This window comes from Brevinematales bacterium, from assembly GCA_026415355.1.
GTDB lineage: Bacteria > Spirochaetota > Brevinematia > DTOW01 > DTOW01 > SKYB106.
In genome coordinates, this window is record JAOAHF010000010.1 from 32,361 (window position 1) to 53,780 (window position 21,420).

The 21,420-nt window shown below is 33.9% G+C and carries 19 protein-coding genes; 13 read left to right on the forward strand and 6 right to left on the reverse strand.

Annotated elements, in window-relative coordinates; all coding sequences use genetic code 11:
* Window positions 1-126 precede the first annotated feature (126 nt).
* Both rplD and N2712_04995 read right to left on the reverse strand, forming a co-directional pair.
* A complete protein-coding gene (gene rplD, locus N2712_04990) occupies window positions 127-765 on the reverse strand; it encodes a 50S ribosomal protein L4 (GenBank protein MCX8029335.1) in 639 nt (212 codons plus the stop codon).
* Between the two features lie 91 nt (window positions 766-856).
* Window positions 857-1,015 (reverse strand): hypothetical protein, encoded by a 159-nt coding sequence (locus N2712_04995; protein MCX8029336.1) that lies wholly within the window; start codon window positions 1,013-1,015, stop codon window positions 857-859.
* A 478-nt stretch (window positions 1,016-1,493) separates the two neighbouring features.
* On the opposite strand from N2712_04995, the gene N2712_05000 reads away from it, so the two are divergent.
* Window positions 1,494-2,987, forward strand: coding sequence for a hypothetical protein (locus N2712_05000; protein MCX8029337.1), 1,494 nt, complete (start codon window positions 1,494-1,496; stop codon window positions 2,985-2,987).
* Window positions 2,988-3,022: 35 nt separating this feature from the next.
* Here the strand turns inward: N2712_05000 and ptsP are convergent, their stop codons facing one another.
* Window positions 3,023-4,786 carry a phosphoenolpyruvate--protein phosphotransferase gene (ptsP, locus tag N2712_05005; protein MCX8029338.1) on the reverse strand — a complete coding sequence of 588 codons (1,764 nt, stop codon included), beginning with the start codon at window positions 4,784-4,786 and terminating at the stop codon, window positions 3,023-3,025.
* Between the two features lie 153 nt (window positions 4,787-4,939).
* On the opposite strand from ptsP, the gene lepA reads away from it, so the two are divergent.
* Window positions 4,940-6,742 carry a translation elongation factor 4 gene (gene lepA / locus N2712_05010; protein ID MCX8029339.1) on the forward strand — a complete coding sequence of 601 codons (1,803 nt, stop codon included), beginning with the start codon at window positions 4,940-4,942 and terminating at the stop codon, window positions 6,740-6,742.
* Here the strand turns inward: lepA and N2712_05015 are convergent.
* A complete protein-coding gene (locus N2712_05015) occupies window positions 6,732-7,913 on the reverse strand; it encodes an HD domain-containing protein (protein MCX8029340.1) in 1,182 nt (393 codons plus the stop codon). The two genes, lepA and N2712_05015, sit on opposite strands and share 11 nt — an antisense overlap.
* A 1-nt stretch (window position 7,914) precedes the next feature.
* Entirely contained in the window at window positions 7,915-8,460 is a 546-nt protein-coding gene (locus N2712_05020) for an O-acetyl-ADP-ribose deacetylase (protein ID MCX8029341.1), read from the reverse strand.
* A gap of 253 nt (window positions 8,461-8,713) precedes the next feature.
* Here N2712_05020 and N2712_05025 point away from each other — a divergent pair, with 253 nt between their 5' ends.
* The 9 genes from N2712_05025 (at window position 8,714) to N2712_05065 (ending at window position 16,335) form a co-directional block, all read left to right on the forward strand.
* Window positions 8,714-9,472, forward strand: coding sequence for an outer membrane lipoprotein-sorting protein (locus N2712_05025; GenBank protein ID MCX8029342.1), 759 nt, complete (start codon window positions 8,714-8,716; stop codon window positions 9,470-9,472).
* A 24-nt stretch (window positions 9,473-9,496) separates the two neighbouring features.
* On the forward strand, window positions 9,497-10,606 hold the full coding sequence (locus tag N2712_05030; protein ID MCX8029343.1) for a hypothetical protein: 1,110 nt from the start codon (window positions 9,497-9,499) through the stop codon (window positions 10,604-10,606).
* Window positions 10,607-10,659: 53 nt separating this feature from the next.
* Window positions 10,660-11,766: an ABC transporter permease gene (locus tag N2712_05035; GenBank protein MCX8029344.1), complete on the forward strand. Its 1,107-nt coding sequence runs from the start codon at window positions 10,660-10,662 to the stop codon at window positions 11,764-11,766.
* Between the two features lie 11 nt (window positions 11,767-11,777).
* Window positions 11,778-12,443: a DUF4412 domain-containing protein gene (locus N2712_05040; GenBank protein MCX8029345.1), complete on the forward strand. Its 666-nt coding sequence runs from the start codon at window positions 11,778-11,780 to the stop codon at window positions 12,441-12,443.
* A gap of 3 nt (window positions 12,444-12,446) precedes the next feature.
* Complete coding sequence (locus tag N2712_05045) at window positions 12,447-13,139, forward strand: hypothetical protein (protein ID MCX8029346.1); 693 nt, start codon at window positions 12,447-12,449, stop codon at window positions 13,137-13,139.
* Between the two features lie 233 nt (window positions 13,140-13,372).
* Window positions 13,373-14,029 carry a hypothetical protein gene (locus N2712_05050; GenBank protein ID MCX8029347.1) on the forward strand — a complete coding sequence of 219 codons (657 nt, stop codon included), beginning with the start codon at window positions 13,373-13,375 and terminating at the stop codon, window positions 14,027-14,029.
* Window positions 14,026-14,337: a transcriptional regulator gene (locus N2712_05055; protein MCX8029348.1), complete on the forward strand. Its 312-nt coding sequence runs from the start codon at window positions 14,026-14,028 to the stop codon at window positions 14,335-14,337. The genes N2712_05050 and N2712_05055 overlap by 4 nt, the downstream gene beginning before the upstream one ends.
* A gap of 40 nt (window positions 14,338-14,377) precedes the next feature.
* Window positions 14,378-15,076, forward strand: a complete 699-nt coding sequence (locus N2712_05060; GenBank protein MCX8029349.1) for an ABC transporter ATP-binding protein — start codon at window positions 14,378-14,380, stop codon at window positions 15,074-15,076.
* Between the two features lie 2 nt (window positions 15,077-15,078).
* Entirely contained in the window at window positions 15,079-16,335 is a 1,257-nt protein-coding gene (locus N2712_05065; GenBank protein ID MCX8029350.1) for an ABC transporter permease, read from the forward strand.
* Window positions 16,336-16,340: 5 nt separating this feature from the next.
* Here N2712_05065 and N2712_05070 read toward each other — a convergent pair whose 3' ends face one another.
* Window positions 16,341-17,588: an FtsX-like permease family protein gene (locus N2712_05070; GenBank protein ID MCX8029351.1), complete on the reverse strand. Its 1,248-nt coding sequence runs from the start codon at window positions 17,586-17,588 to the stop codon at window positions 16,341-16,343.
* 151 nt (window positions 17,589-17,739) lie between these two features.
* Here N2712_05070 and N2712_05075 point away from each other — a divergent pair, with 151 nt between their 5' ends.
* Window positions 17,740-19,002, forward strand: a complete 1,263-nt coding sequence (locus N2712_05075) for an ABC transporter permease (protein ID MCX8029352.1) — start codon at window positions 17,740-17,742, stop codon at window positions 19,000-19,002.
* 328 nt (window positions 19,003-19,330) lie between these two features.
* Window positions 19,331-21,418: an elongation factor G gene (gene fusA / locus N2712_05080; GenBank protein MCX8029353.1), complete on the forward strand. Its 2,088-nt coding sequence runs from the start codon at window positions 19,331-19,333 to the stop codon at window positions 21,416-21,418.
* Window positions 21,419-21,420: the final 2 nt, after the last annotated feature.

Genomic DNA, 21,420 nt, shown 5'->3' on the forward strand with positions numbered 1-21,420 from the left:
GAATGTAAATTTTCTCTAGCTGATTACATTCAGATTCTATAACTTATATCATGCACCTATCAATCCAAAGCATTAAGCCAGTAACCTATATTTGGGTAAAATAACGTTTTGCAATGAAGATTTATCTTAGACTTTCTGTAAATAGAGTTCTTGATATTTCTGTATAGAACTTTCTAGGAAGAATACTTTGTTTGAGTAGAATAGATCTTTGATATTTAAGTTGTTATAGACTAACACTTTGAGATTTGGTAAGTTCCTAGCAGAGAGTATTATTTTTTCGTCATATGATGGAATAATCAAGAGCCCATATCCTGTGTTTATTAGTGACATCACCTTAGAGAATTTGCTTACAAATTCTTTTGTCTTTATTACATTAATTGAAAAATCTTCCACGACTACTAAGCTTTTTTCTCTTATCTTTTCAGACAATATCGTGAAATAAGCTTTTCTCTTCATTTGTTTTGGGATTTTAGTAGTATAATCTCTTGGTTTAGGTCCATGTGCTATACCACCACCTACCCATATAGGAGACCTAATAGATCCATGTCTTGCCCTACCTGTACCTTTTTGCCTCCAAGGTTTTCTACCACCACCGCTTACTTCTCCTCTTGTTTTTGTTGATGCTGTTCCTTGCCTTCTATTTGCTAGTTCTGCAACTAATGCCTTGTAAACTAAATCATTGTTATATTCAAGTCCGAATATGCTGTCATCTACTTTTATTTTCTTTTTAACTGTTCCATCAAGTCCCAAAACTTCTATTTCCATACTGTCCTCCGAAAACGAATTCTAATTTTGAAAAATAATTGGATACTGTTTCAAATTCCAACGAGAGTTTTCAAAAAATTGTCCATAATGCTCATGAATACTTGTAATTCCCGATGTTTACATCTTCGCAAGTGTTGTAAAAATGTGAAAAATTTTTACTCTCTTTCTCCACAAGCATTACAAGACCTAATACAACTATCACTACTAAACTCCTAGCCATCTCTACATCTTTCGCTTCTAATCGTCTCATCTCATTTCTCTTGAAATTGCTTATCACCTGCTCAACCCTATATCTATTCCTATCATATTGATACCTGTAATTCTTAAATCTTTCTTACACCTTTCTCAAAGAATGCTTAGTCTCATTATCTATTTTACCTCTAGCAGCGCACAATACCCTCGCATGCTTCCTTTCATCAAAGCATTTCACTCCTGTCAAGTATCACTCAACTTTTCAAGACAATCAAACAGTACTTATGTTTCTTCTTTTTGCCTTTTGTAGTAATCTTTGCTAGTTATCCCTTGTATCTTGTTGTATATTTGTTTGATGATTTTCAAGAAAAATATCATATATGACTTTCCGGAAGCATTATTTGATATACTTTTACAAGATTTCTTTTCTTCAAATCTGATCTTCTAAGGGATTCAGAAATTTTTCAAATACCTTTATTTCGAATATTGAAAGTTTAACTATTCAAATTTACTATTAAGAATAGGAGTTAGATTGTATGGGAAGATTATATAGTAACCTACCTAACAGTTTCTTGAAATCCGTTTTAGAAGGTGAAAATGAGGAAATTGTTGAGAAACTTTTAGAACAAAAAAGACTTTTTGAAAACGAGCAAGATAAAGATAAAAAGACAGTTTACAAAGAACGATTGACTTCCGCATTTTGGGAGTTATATAGTGAGATTCTATTCAAGATAGGTACTCAATGGTTTGATAAGACACCTACTCCTAAGAGAATGTTCATTAGGTTTGGAATACTAGATCTTAGATATTTATCTGTTGAGGATCAAGAGATGATAAAATCTGTTCCTGTGAAAAAAAGGGAAAGTGATGATGATGTATATAGATCGATATACTACATAGACGAGTGGATTGAAGAGATAGGCAAAGGTAAGATAGAACCAAGTGCTACTGATGAAGTACCTAGGAAGAAAAAGAAATCTGCTGGTGGTATAAGTGATGTTGATAGAGAGAGATATGAAAGAAAAAAGGGATTACTAGAAGCAGAGATGTCGGGACTTAGGGAGTTATTAAGAAGAAGGCAACTATTGGAGGAGACTATTGTTAATAGTGTTAAGAGGGTTTATGATTTTTCAAGAATGTTTGATGATGTAAGGGAAGATAATTATTCTGTTGCTTACACACAATCTGAAGAAGATACATTACAAAAAGTTTTGGAAAATGTTAGAGATGTTTTGAAAGTAAATAAAGAGATAAGTATCATCCAGCAGAAGATTGATAAACTTGTTGAAGACATAAACAAAATAGAATCAACGTTACCTGAAGATGTAGAAGAGGAATATGAAGTAGATGCGTCATCTATAAAAACAGAGATACAAACTATTCGCCAAATGATAAAAATGTGTGTAGGAAGACAAGGTAATCATTTTCCTATACTAACATCATCTATGTTACCTAGGTCTCATCTTAAGCCTAATTTTAGGGAAAATGCGGCGGAGTATATTAAGCAACTTTGGGCTTTGGATCCTGAGATATATAACCGGAAAACTAGATCTTCTGTGCTAAAAATAGTTCCATACTTTATCCTGACAATAGGTTATGGTAACTATGGTATATGTTGGGAACCTTTCAATAAGTTTAACAAAATTTCAAGTAAAGGTAGAATAGCAATACCAATTTTCTCGAAGAATCCTAAAGAAAGTATAGTCATAGCAATGGGAGACTTTAGATGGAATATGGCAAAAGAATTAGCAGGATATCACTGGATGGAGGAAGGATTAACAGGAGATTATTATCAGTATCACGAGTCTTTGAAATGGAAGGGGGACTTGAGATCAAAGTTTATATACGATTACTATCTTTGGTTAGTTAAAGAAAGTGAAGGAATACAAAAGTTAGAGAAAGAAATAAGAAGAATTTTTTGGTTCAAAGTTCCTTTCCCTGATAAATTAAAAGAAGAGTTAAGCAAGAAAGGGTACTACTATCAAGACTTGTACAAGAAAGAAGAAGCCAAGAAGCAATCTGAATTGTGATTTGATTATGTTTTAGTTTTCTACATAGTTTATAGTTACAACATTGGCATAGTCATACCTATTCTCTGTTGAAATTCATGGAAATCATTTTCTATTATTTTTTTGACTTCAGATGGAGTGAGTGCTCTATTTACTTCTTCAAGAAGTTTCTTGAGTTCTGCTGAGTGAGTATTTACTATTACATTTTTTACAAAGGGGACTGATTCTTGAGGCATACTGAAGTTTTTAAGTCCCATCGCAAGAAGTAATCTTGTATACTTAGGATTACCTGCTATTTCGCCGCATACTGAGACAAATTTATTCATCTTATTTGCTAGACGAATGGATCTGTATACTAACCTTAATACTGATGGATTTAACGGTTCGTAGTACTCTGCTATTACTTCGTTATTTCTATCTACTGCTAGTGTGTATTGAGTTAAATCGTTTGTTCCTATGCTTATGAAGTCTACTTCATTTAAGAACTCTTTTATCATAATCGCAACTGAAGGTATTTCTACCATTATACCTATAGGTATGTTGCCGTTAACGTTTTTATTTTCTTCAATTAATTGTTGTACTGCTATGTTAAAGTAGTATTTTATTTTTCTTACCTCTTCAAGTGATGATACCATAGGAATTAATATTTTTAGATTACCGTATATGTTACTTCTTATTATTGCTCTTAATTGTTTTAGTAATTCTTCTTTTCTACTGAATAGTATTCTAATGGATCTCCAACCCAATGCTGGTTTACTCTCTTGAAGATTTTTTTCAAAAACTTTGTCTCCGCCTATATCAAGTAACCTTATTATAACTGGCTTATCGATAAATTTTTCTGCTGTAAGACTGTAGATTTCAAATTGCTCTTCTTCTGATAGAAACCTATTCTTTTTTAGGAAAACAAACTCAGTTCTAAAAAGTCCTACTCCGTCATAGTATCTTGTGTTTTCATAACTTACCTCATACTCATCAGATATGTTTAACATCATGGTACAGGTTTTTCTATCTATCGTTCTAGTTGGTTTCTCTAGGACGTCGAGAAGATGTTTTCTGTACTGATCAAATTTAACAGATTCGACATCAAATGATGAGAGGGTTTTTGTATCAGGATTTACTATTATTTTTCCTTCGTTGGCGTTTAGTATGATGGTATCATCTTCATTGACGTTTTTTGTTAGATCTTTTACTGCGAAAATTGCTGGAATATTGTGTTGATGTGCGATTATTGATGCATGAGATGCGCTACCACCTCTTTCAAGAGCAATGCCTGCTATATTTCTGGTTTGAAGTATCTCAAGAAGTTGCGTTGGGTCTATATCTACTCCTACTAGTATGTAATCATCATTTCCTATATTTTCTTTGTTGGATTTCGTTGAGTGTGAAGGACCTTGTTTGATTATATCTATGTTCTTGATGATTCTATAAAATACGGATATTATGTCATAGACTTTTTCTTGAGAATGTGAAGTCATTGATTTGAATTTGTATTCAAGGTTGTTGATCATTCTGTATATTGAAGACTTAGCACTTATTTTTTCTTTTGTTATTAGCTCAACTAATTCTGAGTTTATTGTGCTATCTTCTAGTATGTTTGAGAAGAATAAACCTATTTCTTCAACTGAGCCTTTGGCATTTGAGTATATATTTTTTAATTCGGACTTTGTTTTTTCAATTGCTTTTTTTAATATTTCTATTTCTGAATCGATGTTTTCAGGGTTTATGGTTTGGATTTTAAACTCACTTAAACTTGGTTCTATTAAGTATGCTCTACCTTTTACTAATCCTTTTGATACAGAAATACCCTTAAGTTCGATCATAACCTATTTTAGTAATGATAAAGCATGCGTAGTAGTTTTTTCTACAAAGAGTATTTTTGTATGCATTTTAAAATACTTGATTTACTACTTTGGTTTGATAATATTCTCCTACCTTTTTTGATAGAGTTTTGGTCAAACATATAAAATTAAAATATGGTTGATATTAGGAAGATTAGAAATTTTTCGATAATAGCTCATATTGATCACGGTAAGTCAACTCTTGCTGATAGATTACTTGAGATAGGTGGGGTTAAGGAAAAGGGGAATGATGAAGGTCCTGCTTTAGATTTTATGCCTGTTGAGAGACAGCATGGTATAACTGTCAAGGCACAGTCAGCGACGTTTGAGTATAGATCTAAAGATGGAGATACATACATCTTCAACCTTATAGATACTCCTGGGCATGTTGATTTTAACTTTGAGGTAAAAAGATCACTTAAAGCTTGTGAAGGTGTACTGTTACTTGTAGATGCTACTCAAGGTGTTCAAGCTCAAACACTTACAAACTTTCTACTTGCGTTTGAAGAGGGACTTGAGATATTACCAGTTATAAACAAAATAGATCTACCTAGTGCTGATGTTGAAGCTACAAAAAGAGAGATAGAGAAGGAATTAGGTATTCCCTCAGATGATGCAGTACTCATAAGTGCTAAAGAGGGTATAGGTATTGATAAACTAATGGAAGAAATAGTAAAAAGAATACCACCACCTAAAGGTGATCCTAATGCTCCACTTAAGGCGTTAGTTTTTGACTCTTTCTACGATAACTACAAAGGTGTAGTAGCTAAAATAAGAGTTTTTGAAGGTAGTGTCAGGCCTGGTGATGAGATACTCTTTATGGGGGGACAAAAGAAGTATAAAGTTGAAGAAGTAGGAATTATGGCTCTAAAGTTTATCAAAAAAGATGAACTAAACGCAGGAGAAGTTGGATACTTAATTGGTAATATAAAATCCATATCTGACTTTACTGTTGGAGATACAATAACGTTATCTTCAAATCCGACATCTGAACCTCTACCAGGTTATAGAGAACCTAAACCTATGGTTTATGCTTGTATATTCCCAACTGAAAACGAGGATTTCAATGACCTTAAAGAAGTTATGTATAAACTTAAATTAACTGATGCTTCAATAACATTTGAACCAGTAAATTCAGTTTCTATGGGTATGGGATTTAAATGTGGTTTTTTAGGACTTTTACATATGCAAATTGTAATGGAACGACTTGATACAGAGTTTGATGTTTCTGTTGTTAGTACTGTTCCTACTGTTAAATATAAGGTTAACTTGAGAGATGGTACTTCAATTTTCGTTGAAAATCCTATGGAAATGCCAGATCTAGCAAAGATAGATAGCATTGAAGAGCCATATACAGTAGTTTCTATAATTACTCCAGAAGAGTATATAGGTAGTATTATGAATATAGTCAAGGAAAAGAGAGGTGAACAAAAAAGTATCCATTACATAGATTCGAAAAGAGTTGAACTTAAATATGAGATGCCACTTGCTGAAGTAATATATGGTTTTTTTGATAAGCTTAAAAGTGTTAGTTCAGGTTATGCTTCTATGGATTATGAACTTGTAGGATACAGAGAATCAGATATAGTCAAACTTGATATACTAGTGAATGGTAAACCTGTTGATGCTTTATCCTTTCTTGTTCATAGAGATGTGGCACAATATCGTGCTAGAGAGCTTGTTAAAAAATTGCAAAAACTTATACCTAAGCATTTATTCCCAATAGCAATACAAGCAGCAATAGGTAGCAAGGTCATAGCGAGAGAAGATATATCAGCACTCAGGAAAGATGTAACTGCAAAATGTTATGGAGGAGACGTTACAAGAAAAAGAAAGCTACTTGAGAAACAAAAAGAAGGTAAAAAGCGACTTAAAATGATAGGTAATGTGAGTATTCCTCAAGAAGCTTTTTTTGAAGTTATGAAAGTCAATAGTTGAAGTTTTTCAATACATACCTTTCTAAAGCTTTGACTACAACTTGATCGTAGAGATTTGTATTCTTTTGAAGGAATTCTAGTGCTTCTTTGATTGAAAACTTTTTACTTTCTCTCCCATTTATCATTCTTTCGAATTTGTCTGCTACAGCAACTATTCTCACGGGTAAAGGTATCATATTACCGCTTAATCTCTCAGGGCCGCTACTGTCTACTTTTTCGTGATGGTATAACACTATAGGTAGATATTTTATAAAAATATTGCTATTCTCAATTATTTTTCTACCTACCGATATATGTTTTATAATTTCTGCTTCTTTCTCATAATCAGAACCTTTTGTTAATTTTCTATGATCTATACCTATAAATCCTATGTCGTGTATCATACTTGCATCTTTTATCAAGTTAACTACTTTTTCTTCTAGGCCTAACTCTCTCGCTATTCCTTCGGATATTGTCGAGACGTTAAAAGAATGCATTTTCCTAAAGGAGTATCTTCCTTCTATCTTCTTTATGAGTAAGAATAAAAACTCTTTGAATTGTCTAATTTGGTGTTCTACTATGGTTTCTCTTTTGTTCGTTAAGATCTCAAGGGATCTCAGTGTTTGAATATAATCTTTTGAAGTTATGTAAATTGAATTCATACCGTATGGTATGAGTGAAAATAGCAATGATGTTGCTGGATATTCTCTTAGAAACACTAAGAATAGTATTGACACGATGTTAGTTAAAGATAGTATTCTAAAATTCTTGTCTAGGAACCATCCAGTACCAATGATGGTGTTTATCATCACTAAAACGGTAGAGTAAATTGAATTATTACCAATTCTGGTTATAATCATCATAAAGAGAAATAAAAGTATGACAATCGTAGTAAGGTAATAGGGTTTGTAATTTTTCTGGGAGTATAGAGTTTTATTTGCCATATCTGTTTCTGTTAGAAATTTGAGGATGTAAATACTTCCTGCTATTACAAATGCAATATCGTGATTTCTAAACAGGTAGATTAAAAAGCTTCCTCCTCCGTAAGCTATGGAAGCTATGGAAATATTTGTTAGAATACTCTTTATTCTTTTTGTTTTTATTCCAATAAAAGTCAAAATAGATCCTAAAAAGTATATTATAGTTCCAGATAACAGTGCTACAAGTAGATAGTATGTTATTTTCTCTACCATTTTAAAACTCTTTGTCTGCTATGCTGGTGAATAAATCAAAATCCTGTTGAGAGAAGAAGACTAATCTTATCTCCCCTATAGTATTAGGGGTCTTTGAATATTCTTTCAAGATTTCGCATACTACTTTGGCAGCTTCTTCTTTTGGGTATCCATAAACTCCTGTTGATATGGCTGGGAACGCTATTGTTTTACAACCGAGTTCTTCAGCTAATTTAAGGCTATTTCTGTAAGCATTTTGAAGTAGTTGTTTTTCATTGTTATTCCCTCCTCTCCAAACAGGTCCTACAGTATGTATTACATACTTTGCTTTTAGGTTTCCTGCTGTTGTGTATACTGCCTCTCCGGTAGGTAATCCATCAGGATATTGAGTTTGTCTTATTTTCTTACATTCTTCTAGAATTTTGGGTCCTCCTTTACGATGTATTGCACCGTCAACTCCACCTCCGCCCATAAGTGAAGAGTTTGCAGCGTTTACTATAACATCGGTGTCTTCTTCAGTTATGTCACCTATCTTAACAACTACAAGTCCATTGAGATATACCTTCATGAGTCTATTATTAAAAAGATTGTCATTTAAATTCAAGTGGAGTGAAATGTTGTTGATTGTATTCCAACAGTATTGAAGTTTTTAGAAAGGTTTTGTAAGAATTGGTGTAAGAAAGTATTCTACTTTTTTTTTTTTTTCAAAAGGCTAAGTGGATTTAGGGTTTTTAACCTTTACCAGCTTGAATAAAGTCATTTATTTTTACTTTTTTGTGTAAACTAGTTTACAATATAAATTGAACCTTGGGGAGGTTGGTATGTCCAGATTGGGTTGTTGTGCTGGTTTTATGGTTTTTTGGGTGTTATTTGTTTTTGTATGTGGTGGTTATGGTTTTGGGTTGAGTGGAGAGGAAATTTTGAGGAAGATAGATGGCAACTTGGATTTCAAAAGTGCTATTATGACTGCGAGGATGGAGATACATTTGCCGGGACAACCACCTAGAGTAAAGGTTTTTAAGGTGTGGGTGGTTGGGGAAGAGAAAGCTTATGTTGAGTTCATTAATAAGGAGGATAGGAACATAAGGTATCTTAAGATTGGTAGGCAGTTGTGGGTTTATGACAAGTCTGAAAATAATACTTTTCTGATATCAGGGCATTTACTAAAGCAGGGAATGATGGGGAGTGATGTATCTTATGAGGATATACTTGAATCGGAAGATATATACACAAAGTATAGTATTACTCTTGAGGGTGAGGGAAAAGTAAAGGGAAGAGACTGTTATATTGTTTCTCTAAGGGCTAAGGTTGAGAATGTTTCTTACTATCAGAGAAAGATGTGGGTTGACAAGGAGTTTTTCATACCTTGGAAAGAGGAGATATTTGCCCAGAGTGGTAGGCTTCTTAAGGTTGCTGAGGTTGAAGAGGTTAGAACGTTTGATAATAAGTATTATCCAACAAAGACTGTAGTTTCTGATAAGCTGAAGGAAAGTACAAAAACTGTGATTCAGATACAAGATGCTAGCTTTGATGTTGGTATTTCGGATAGTATTTTCACCAAAAGGTATCTTGAAAGGTAGCTGTTGTTTCTAGAGGTGAGGGGCATGAGAGGGTTTTCTCTAGTTCTTGTTTTGTTTTTGTGTCTGGGGATGGTTTTTGCCCAGGAAGATGCCGGGATTAGTTTGTCTGGGCGTTTCAGGACAGATGTTGGAATATCTACTGTGGTATCAAATAATCGACTAGAAAGTTACTACTATCTCGGTAAGAATACGCTGAGAATAGAATTTGTTAACAATGACACTACTTATGGTAAAGTAGATGGAAGTATTGACTTCAACATAGTGTTAGGGAGATATTATAATGTGCTCCTTTCTCAAACTAATGCGATTTTGTTGGGGGATAGTGCTCTTCTTTTGGTGGATCTGAGGAAGCTTTATCTTATGGTTAGATTTGGTTGGGGTGATATTATAGTTGGACGGCAGTTACTTAGGTTTGGTCAAGGGGTTGTTTTTTCACCTATTAATTTTTTCGACAGACTTGATATATCGGATATTAACTTTTCAAGAGTTGGTTCGGATTGTTTAAGGATCAGAGTGTTTTTGAGTGATATGGGGGATATTAGTCTAGTAGTTGTGCCAAGAGCTATAGTAACAAACTCTGATGCTTTACTGAGGACTTCATTCATGTTGGCAGGGTTCGACATGGAGGGAGTGCTTGGATACTTTGGCTTAAATAACGAAATAAGAAGTGGGTTATCGTTTAAGGGTGATATTGGGTTAGGAATATATGGTGAGTTTTTGTATAACTATCATGAAGAACCTAAAAATAGATACTTTGAGTTTGCTTTAGGGCTGGATTATTCGTTCTTTGAAAGGTTGGTTACCCGGTGTGAATATTATTTCAACTCTCTTGATACAGAAGGAGTCTTACCTATTTTGCTGACTAGGCATAAAACCTATCCTTTTGTTTCAAGACAGTATTTGATGTTACAATTGTCCTATCTACATGATATTGTGACTAGTGCTAGCTTATCTTTGATCGAAAATATCGAGAAAGAGGGATTTATAGCCTACCTTGGTGTCACGAAGAATCTGTTCCAGAATGTAGACTTCTACCTTGACGTTAGGTTCTTCTACAAAGACATCGGTGGTTTTTTTGGTATTATTGGTTATAATCTTATATACTCGTCTTTAGGGTTAGAGATGAAGTTTTAGAGGAGGAATATGAAAAGGAGTAGTATATATTCTGAGATTATGGGGGAGGTTGTATGAAATTTTTGAGGGAGATTTTTGAGAAGAACAGGAAGTTTTTGGTTGTGCTGGTTTTGGTACCGGCGGTGGTTATAGGTATAATTGGCCTGATATTTGGGGATGGAGTGAGGGATGTACCGTTGGCTGTGGTGGATAAAGATACTGGTATGGAACTACCTTTCATGGGTGAGGTTTCAGTGTCTCAACAATTCTTGGATAAGATAGATAGGAATATTATCAGGATAGTTAAAGTTGATACTGAGGAAGAGGCTATGGAAATGGTTAGGAAAGGGGAGGTTTTGGGAGTTATAGTTTTCCCCGAAAACTTCACAAAGGAAATGCTTGTAAAGGTGGATGACCCTTCTTATCAGATTTCCGAGAAGATAAGGATAAAGCTAGACAAGAGTAGTATGATAGTCTCTGGGGTTGTAGTGTCAACGCTGATGAATACTTTTATGGGGATCGCAAAACAGAGTGAGAGTTCTCCCCTACCTGTTGAAATAACAACTGCTGTGGGAATAGAAAATATTGTCTTTGGGGATTACATTGTCTCAGGTATTATAACCGTTTTGACATTCATAATGTCGGTTGTAGGTGTTGCTATGGTGATTATCACAAACAGGCAAAAGATAACCTTCGGTAAGTATAGTTCCTTGGAGATAGTAGTTTCGTATCTTGCTGTTTTTACGCTAGCTGTTTTCATAAGTATGGTTCTTATGTATTCGGTTTCAGTTCCTCTTTTCAAGATAAACGTAAATGATGGAATATGGACTGTATTGCCTGGAACCCTGATTTTTCTCTTGGCTTCAGTGTCTATAGGGATATTGATAGGTATTGCTTCGAAGGACTATGAAGGTATAAGGGCAGGAGTAGTGATTTCGGTTTTGCCTATACTATTCGGTAATGTTATCATACCCATGGAAGCGATGCCTTCGTGGCTAAGACCAGTGGTATATATTTTCCCACCTTACTACGGAACCAGAGTATATCGCCTAGGTGTTCTCAAACAATTGGGCGTTTCTGATATGGTAGTTGAGATTGTGGTTCTATCAGTGTTCTTTATTGTATTCTTTATAACTAGTTTTGTTCTTTTAGGTAAGAAAATAAGAGATAGGAAAATATAGGGAGGTGTAATATGAGGAGGTTTTTGGCTAGTTTGTTTCTCTTGTTTACTGCTGTGTCACTCGTGTTTTCGGAAGAGTTTGAGGGGATAGCGGTTGGCAGATTTCTCTCGAAAGATATGGACAATACTGTGAAGATATTCATAAAGGGCAGTAAGATGAAAATGGTACCTGAGAAACAGATCTCTGGCACGAATGGGTATCCAATAGTTGATTTCAGTGCCAGAAGGAGTATTTTTGTGTTCGTTGACGAGAAATACTACATGGAAATGCCGTTGGATGTAATGATAAAGAACGTAGAAGAAAAACCAATATTACTCAGTGAAGGTGGTGACGAAAAGTATCTTGGTTTCGATGCTAAGAGGTTTGTATATAGTGATAAGGACTTTAGAGTAGAAGCAATAGGTACCAGAGATTTAAAAATAGCTCTTAATCCTTTCATCGGAGTTCAGAGGATCGGAAATGAAGGCTTTCTAGTGTCTGCTTCTGCCCATTACCTTTACAAAAGTTCTATCGCTCCTTTGAAAATAGTGGTGTATAACCAGAGGGGAGAAAGATTGGTGAATGTAGAGATAATGGCTATACAAAAGCAGAAACTGAGTGATAGGGAATTTGAGGTACCGGAAGGATTTAGAAGGTTCAGTGAGGTTGTCAAGGAAAAGATGAAAAAAGGAAGGTAGCTTATGCATAGGGTTTTGGCTTACCTTGTAGTAGTAGTGCTGCCACTTAATGTAGGATTTGGACTAGATGGTTACATCTCGTTGTCACTGATGGATAGATATTATGATAGGTTCATAAATGATAGCTCTATGTCAAGGGTTAAGACGGAGGTCGTAGTGGGCGAAAAGGTAAATAGCTTTGGGTTGGAAGCGAGGATAATAAATTACTATGGTGTTGGTGTTAATTTTGGAAGACTACTCTACAGCGAAAGGATTGGTATTGAAGTTGGAGGATATTTTGATGTTGATAACTTTTCATTGGAGTTGAGAAACACTCTATGGGACGGAGTGGAAATGTACGATGAGGTAAGGGTGCTATTTTATTACTTTAGCTCTACAGACTTGATAACTGTTTCTCCTAGGATGTGTGTATCATACGACTTCAGAGGGATCTCTGTGGATTTTTCAATAGCTGCATCTGTCTCTGTTCCAACAACCCCTATAATAACTTTCAATATTCCTGTGTCCTTGGGTGGAATATTTGGTAATTACAGAGAGGTTTTATTTTCATGTGTCTCGGGGATCACGCTGTCACCTAGAATTTCATTGTATTGGAAGGAAGTGGATCTGTCTATTGAGGGTGGGTATTTTTTTGGACTAAGCCAACTCTTTAGCTCCTATCCGTATGTGTCTCTGAAGGTAGGAGTAGAGTTGTAGAGCCTCACACGTTCTATACCTTATCTTGTGACAGGAATTTAACCTTTCGGGCATATACCTTCATGTTTTATGAGATATTCTTTTGTAGTGAACTTTTGGATTTGTTTGGATAGATCTGAGTACAAAATATTCAGATGATGTTTTACAGAGGACGCTTAGCTCTTAAACGAACTCAGGATGTTGTATTTCTGTTATAAACCAGTTTATAATATAAACTGGAGGGAATTGATGTTATGGAGGACAAGGATATAAGAGACATAATGGAGGAGTTACGGATTATAAAGGATATGGTTTATAGAGATAAGGAAGTTGTTGATAGGTTTGTGTTATCTAAGGCTGTGAGGTATTTGTCGTTGGTTTTTGGTGTGTTGATTTTGTTGGTGTTTTGGGGTATTTACTTAATTAAAGTTAGTGGTTTAGAGTTGGATGATAATGTTGTAACGTATTCAGTAGTTTTAGGTTTAGTTTTTATTTCTTTGATTGCAGGGATTGTAAAGATTTTTAGTTGGAAGGTTGCGGATCCTAATTTTTCTCCTACGTCGTTTTTTTATAGGATCTTAGGGGTAGGGGTTTTGAAATTTTTTGTGATTATTTTTATTTTGATTGTTTTTTTCTCGTTATACTTCAGTTTAAATGGATTATCTCAGTATCTTTTACCTGTTATTGGAGTTGGAATTGGACTTCTTTATTTGGTTTATGGTGTTGTTTTTTATAATCTAGAGCTAGAGTTGATATCTTATTATATCATTCTTACTAGTGCTGTGAGTACCTTTTTTATTGTATACAGAAATATTGAGGTTTTCTTATGGGTTGGGATTGTTTTTGGTTGGGGTTTTATTTTATTTTTTCTTCTTACTACAGTTAGGGCAAAGAGGAAGGGGGTTAGATGAATTTTGATTTAGACAAGAACATACACGAGAAGGCAAGACTTGTTATTATGATTGCTTTAGCGGTCAGTCCTGAAAAAAAGTTGTCGTTTAATGAGCTTAAGGATATTACTAAACTTTCTTCTGGTAATTTATCTGTACAGATAAGGAACTTAGAGGAAGTAGGGTATATTAATGTTAAGAAATTTTTTGATAACTCTAAGCCAAAAACTGAAATAGTTATTACTGATAGAGGCAAGAGAGCGTTAGAGAATTACTTGGATAATGTGGAGAGGATAGTAAAAGTCTATAAAGAGGTTAAGAGTTTATGATTTTTATGTTTGAATTTTTGTGAGATAGAGGAGGTGTATTATGAGTTTAATAGTGCTTAAAGATGTAGTAAAGGAATATCATAAAGGTGATGGTAAAGATAGTGTTAAAATCTTAGCTCTTAGGAACATAAATCTTGAAATAGAAAGAGGAGAATTTATTGCTATTATGGGGCCTTCGGGTAGTGGTAAGACTACTCTTCTTAATATTGTAGGATGTTTAGATACTCCTACTAGTGGTGAAGTTATTTTCAATGGTACTGTGCTTACAAAAGCAGATGAAAACTTTCTTTCAGAATATAGAAAGAAGAACATCGGTTTTGTATTTCAATCTTACAACCTTATTCCTGTATTAACAGTTAAGGAAAATATTGAGTTACCTTTGACTATTGACAATAGTTTGTCCCCGTCTGAAAAGGAGGAAAGAGTTATGAAACTCATAGATATGGTAGGATTAAGGGGTATGGGAAATAGGTATCCTAGAGAGATTTCTGGTGGGCAGGAACAGAGAGTTGCAATAGCAAGAGCTTTGATTAAGAAACCCTTAGTTGTGCTTGCTGATGAGCCAACAGCTAACTTAGATTCTGTTACTGCTGAGGAGATAATTGAAATTATGAAGAGGATGAATGAAATCGAAGGTACGACTTTTATATTTTCAACGCATGATCCAAAAATTGAAAGGCACGCAAAGAGAGTTATATTACTGAAAGATGGACAGATTGTTTCTGATGAAAGGAGGTGAAGATGATTTTAAAAATGGCTTTTAGGAATATTTTAAGACATAAAAGAAGAACTTTGATTAGTGTTGTTACTGTTGCTGTTGGAATCATGTTTTATATAGTAATGGATTCTCTTTTTAATGGTATAGATAGATTGTTAGTTGAAAGTATAGTAAAGTTTTCTGATAGTTCAATAGTCGTGTATTCTAAGGAATATGATGAGAATCGTAGGGGATATCCTATTGATAAAGGTATAAAGGATTATGATAGTATAGAAGACGTTATTTTATCTGTTGAAGGAGTTGAGGGAGTAGTGTATAGGACACAATTTCTTGGAGAGATAATTTTTGGTAGTAAGTCTAAGTATGTAGTGGGTACTGTGGTAAATCCTTTTATTGATACACAGGTTTTTGAAATAAATAAACACATAATAGGCAATTATCTTTCCAATGTTGAGGGAGAAGTTTTGATGGGTAGCATACTTGCCAAAAAACTAGGAATTAAAATTGGAGACTACTTAACTATAAGTGCTAAGACAGTTGGAGGGGGTTATAATGCTTTGGATTTTAAGGTTGTTGGATTAGTTAATTCTCCTAGTACTACTTTAAATGAATCTGGAATTATTATTTCATATAGTTCTGCTAATAAGCTACTGAATCTTAGGAACAGTAAAACATCGTTACATGTGAAAGTTAATTGGAACAAAGGGGAAAGTGTTGCTTCTTATTTGAATAAGCTTGATATGGTTTCGAAAGAAATAAAAAGTAAAATAGGTGAATACAGAGTTTATACAATTAAGGATATTTATGGAGATTTTTTACTTCTTATGGAGCAGAAGAGGATAACGTCTTACTTAATAACGTTTTTGGTTCTTGTAATTGCTGGAGTTGGTATTGCTAATGGTGTTTTAATGTCGGTTTATGAAAGAGTTAAAGAAATAGGTATGTTGATGGCTATGGGTATGAAACCTAAGATGGTAAGAAGACTCTTTCTGTTAGAGGGTACTATGATTGGGATTTTGGGTGGTTTTTTGGGGCTTGTATTAGGTTTTGTAGCTGATGTCTTTATGATATATATAGGTTGGGATGTATCTTCAATGTATAGAGATTTAGATCCTTCTAATCTAGGTATGCCGGTTTGGGGAGTATTATATGGTGAATGGAATATATGGGCTTTTGTTATTGGTTTTCTATTTTCTTTTCTTGTGGCTATTATTTCTTCTTATATTCCTTCAAGGTATGCTTCCAAACTAAAGGTTATAGATTGTTTGAAGTTTGTATGATTGCCCTATTGAAATTTGAGACATTCTACAACTTTTAGTTTAGATATGTGTCTTGATGGTAGGTATGATGATATGAGAGATATTAGTAATACAAATACAAAGCATATTACCAAACTCCAGGTATTCCAGACACCATATATGACCCCCCATGTAGGTATCCCCCATTCTGTTCCGCTTCCTCCAAATATTGAAAGATCAAGTCCGTAATTAACTAGTAGCAAGTTAAACAATACTCCAAAAATCAGACCTATTACACCGCCAATAGTACCTATTATTATACCTTCTGTCACAAAAATAGATCTTATCTTACGAGGATTTATTCCTATTGTCATCAATATACCTATTTCTTTGTTTCTTTCGTATATTGACATAATTATAGTGTTTGAAATTCCAACGCCAGCTATTATGAGTATTATAGCCATTAAAAAATAGTGATCTACTCCCCCTTGTTTCATTAACTCAAGAAAGTATCCATGAAGATCTTTGAATGTATACACTGTGTATCCTTTAAGTTTTGTTCTCAGTTTACTTGCTATTTTTTCTACTTTTTGAGTGTACGATGATATCCATTCTCCTTTATGCCATTCGACTTTTACATGTAATGAGGTTTTAATGTCTCCCAGATTAAGTAGTTCATTAGCGGATTCGTATGATATCAAAACACTAGATTCATCTACTAGTGCGTTTCCCGTTTCGACTATTCCTACAATCTTGAATTCCATAGCATTGTATATACCCTCAACTGTCTTAGTGGAAATTGTTACGTAATCACCTATTCCGACACCTAGTGACTTTGCAAGAAACCCTCCTATGAGTATTTCTCTTTTGTTTTTTAAATATTCGCCTTTGATCTTTTCAATTATCTTGAAGACTTTTTTATCTTTTTCAGGTTCTATGGCAATACCAACGATGTATTTAGATTTATTACCAAATATAACTTCGCACAAGAATTGAGTTCTGTAAGTTATTTCTTTTAACCTAAGTTCATTTCTGATAATATTTTCTACTTCACTAAAACTTTTTACTCCTTTGCTTATTGGAAAACCTTTCCGGTTTTTGTCATATTCTTCAGGGTATATTGTTATTGAACTGTCAGAAAAGTTTACAACTCCTTCAACAAACATTCTATCAATACCATTATACAAAGAGTCCATAGTTATGTATACAACTACTCCTACTACTATTGTTACTATTATAAGTAAATTCCTCTTAATGTGTTTTAATGCATTCCTAAAAGCAATCTTAATAACCATAATAGAAAGTATTAATCTTTCATTTTTGTTTCTCAACTTTTAAATCAAAATAGCTTGGTAGTATATACTTGTAACTCATTTTAGTTTTTGTTTTAGAAGTAAACTAGTTTATAATATAAACTAGGATAGCTATTGTACTTGGGGGTTAGGTATGATTTTGAAGATGGCTTTTAGGAATATTAGGAGAAACAGTCGTAGATCTATTTTAGCGTGTTTATCTGTTGGTATTGCTATTATGGCTGTTGTAGTTTTACAGGGGCTTATTGATGGTATGATGGATAATATTATAAAAAATTCTACTAAAAATGATACTGGTCATATTAGGATTGCTGCTAAGGAATATTTTGAAAATTTAGATTATATGCCAGTTTATTATACTATTAATAACCCTGATAAGGTAATGGATTTAGTGTCTAGTATTGTTGGTGAAGATTTGGTTATTGCTACTGGTAGGTTTAGATTTCCTGTTCTAATAGAGTTTAATGGTAATAACAAAGTTGGGATATGTTTTGCTGGAGATATTCAGAAAGAAAAAGACCTTATTATGTTGCATAAGAGTATTGTTGATGGTAGGTATTTGAGTGGTAAGGTTGTTGAGGAGAATGGTATTAAGTATAGAGAAATAATAATTGGTAAAAAGATGGCTGAGGTTTTAGGGATAAAAGTTGGTGATAGTTTTTCTTTAATGCTTCAGGGAAGTGATTTAGGTATAAGGATTCCTAGATTTAGGGTTGTTGGTATATTTAGTACTGGTCTTAATGCTTTAGATAGCAACATTTTTATGATTTCTCTTGAGGATGCTAAAGATGTTTTGGGTGCTTACGATATGGTTCAGGAGATAATTGTAATACTTAAAAACTACAATCGTGCTAAGGAAGTTGCAGATAGGATGAATAATTTCTTCTCAAAGAATGAAGAGTTTAGTTATCTCAGAGCAGTTGATTGGAAGAGTTCCGGTAGTATGGCTGGAATGTTAGATCAGGTTCTAGGTATATACAACATTATATACTTTATTATTACGCTTTTAGGAGCCTTTATTATAATGAGTATAATGATGATGGTAATCCTTGAGAGGAGGCGAGAGATAGGTATTCTTAAAGCTATGGGTTTCAAGAAAATTGAAATACTTGCTCTATTTACTCTTGAGGGTACTATTTTAGGTACTATTGGTACTTTAGGTGGAGTTATTGTGGGTGTACTCATAAATGTACCTTTATCAATATGGGGTATTGATTTTAGTTCATCTCTTTCGAATATGAATTTTCCTATGGATAATGTTATCAAATGGATGATAACAGGAAGTAGTATTCTTGGAGCTATAGTGCTTGGAGTTTTTGTGTCTGCAGTGATTTCTTTGATACCTTCAAGGCATGCGTCTAATATGAAACCTATTGATGCCATAAAGAGTGTTTAGTTATCCTGGATTTTCTATTTGACATTTCACCTAAGATCTGGAAAAGATAACAAAAATAGTACTTTCAATCATTTTGTCTAGGATTTTGAGGATATCTGGGATTTATTCCAGCAACAGGAAGGGGAAGAAAATGAGCTGGTGGAAAGGTATCAGTTTGTAAGGGGGTTGTTGGAAGAGTTGGATGTTGAGAAGGAGGTTATGGTATGGGGATAAAGTATTTAGAATACTCTTCTCAAGGAATATTAAACGCTGACCAAAATTCAGTAAAACATTTATTGAAAATGTTAGGAACTGTTTTTATAATGGTTTAGGTTTGGAGGAGGAGTGTATGAAGGTATATGATACCAAGGATATTATAAACATAGCAGTCATAGGTGAACATAGGAGTGGTAAAACTACATTTCTTGATAGTGTTTTTTATGTTACAGGTAAAACTAGTGAGAAAGGTAGTGTGGACAAAGGTACGTCGGTTATGGATTTTGATCCTGAGGAGATAAAGAGAAAGATGACTATAAGGAGTATATATTCATATGTTGAATATAAAGGTAAGAAAGTAAACTTTATTGATACACCGGGGTTTGTGGATTTCATAGGTGAGATGGAGATGGCTCTTGAAGTAGTTGAGAATGTAGTACTTGTAGTTGATGCTGAAAGAGGAATAACTATTGAAACTGACAGAATATGGCATTCTGTGGATGAGTTACATGTGGCAAAATCTGTAGTAATAAACAAGGTTGATACTATGACTGGTAACTTCGATGATATAGTAAATAAGATAAAAGCAAAGATAGGTAAAATTGCTGTTCCTGTTGAGATACCGTACTTTGAAGGTGGTAATTTTGTAGGTACTATAGATGTTATTCATAAGCATTTACTTGTATATACCGATGATGGTAGAAACTTTAAAAAGCAAGATATACCTAAGGAATATGAAGAGATTGTCAGTAAGTATCGTGATGAAATATTTGAAGATATTTCAGACATAGATGAAGCATTTATGGAAAAATATTTGTCTGGTGAAGAATTGTCTGAGGATGAGATAATAAGTGGACTTAGAGATTGTATTTCAAAAGGGAAAATTATACCGATATTTGCTTGTTCTGCTCTTAATAATATTGGTGTTTTAAACATACTTGATATAGTTGTTGAAGAATTTCCTTCCCCTGATATACATAAAGAACTTGTTGTGATTAAAAACGGTAAAGAGATGAATCAAGATATCTCTACAGAAAATACTACAATTCTTACACCTTTTAAAATTAGGATTGATCCCTATACTGGAAAGATAGTTTATTTCAAGGTATGGACTGGTAGCGTTAAAGGAGGCAGTGAATTTTATATTTCTGAAACATCTTCTAGTGTAAAATTTCAACATATCTACCTATGTTTTGGTAAGTCTCTTGAGGAAATTAGTGAGGTTAGAGCTGGTGACATATTTGCAGTTCCAAAAATTGAAGGAGTGAAAATTGGTTATACTTTGGTTTCTGACAAGATTGATGTGAAGTTAAAACATCTTGCTCTGCCTAACCCTATATTCTTCACTTCTGTAATAGGTAAAAATAGAGGTGATGAGGATAAATTGGCTGAGCTTTTGGGTAGGTTTTCTGAAGAGGATCCATCATTTATTGTCAAGTTTAATGATTTTTCGAAGGAGCTAGAGGTGCATTGTCAGGGGGAAAATCAGTTTAATATATATGTTGAAATACTCAAGGAACGATATAAAATAGATTTTAGTTTAGATACTCCTAAAATACCCTATAGAGAGACTATTACAAAAACTGTTGAAGCTCATTATAAGCATAAAAAACAGACAGGTGGACATGGTCAATATGGTGAAGTATTCATAAGAGTTGAGCCTTTGGAAAGAGGTAAAGGATTTGAGTTTGTTGATCAGATAAGAGGTGGACACATTCCAAAACAGTTTATACCTTCAGTTGAAAAGGGTGTCTTAAGTGCTATGGAAGAAGGAGTTTTAGGTAAATATCCTGTTGTTGATGTGAGAGTTATACTTTACGAAGGCTCCTATCACGAAGTTGATTCTTCTGATATTTCTTTTCAGATAGCGGGTTGGCATGCTATGAAGATTGCTCTTGAAAATGGTAATCCTGCTATACTTGAACCTATAATGGATGCTAAAATAATTGTCGAAGAAAGTTATATGGGAGCTATAACAGAAGATCTTAACTCTAGAAGGGGTAGGATAAGTAGCATTGATAGAAAAGAAGATGGTACTGTTATAATAAGCGCGTTTGTGCCTATGTCTGAAATGATAAGATATGCTTCTGCCTTGAGTTCTATAACAAAAGGAGTGGGTAGATTTACTATGACTCTAGCATATTATGATTTCTTGCCAGAGAAAATGAAAAATGAGGTTGCAGAGTTAGGTAAAAAGATAAAAGAGAAAATAAATTCTTAAGG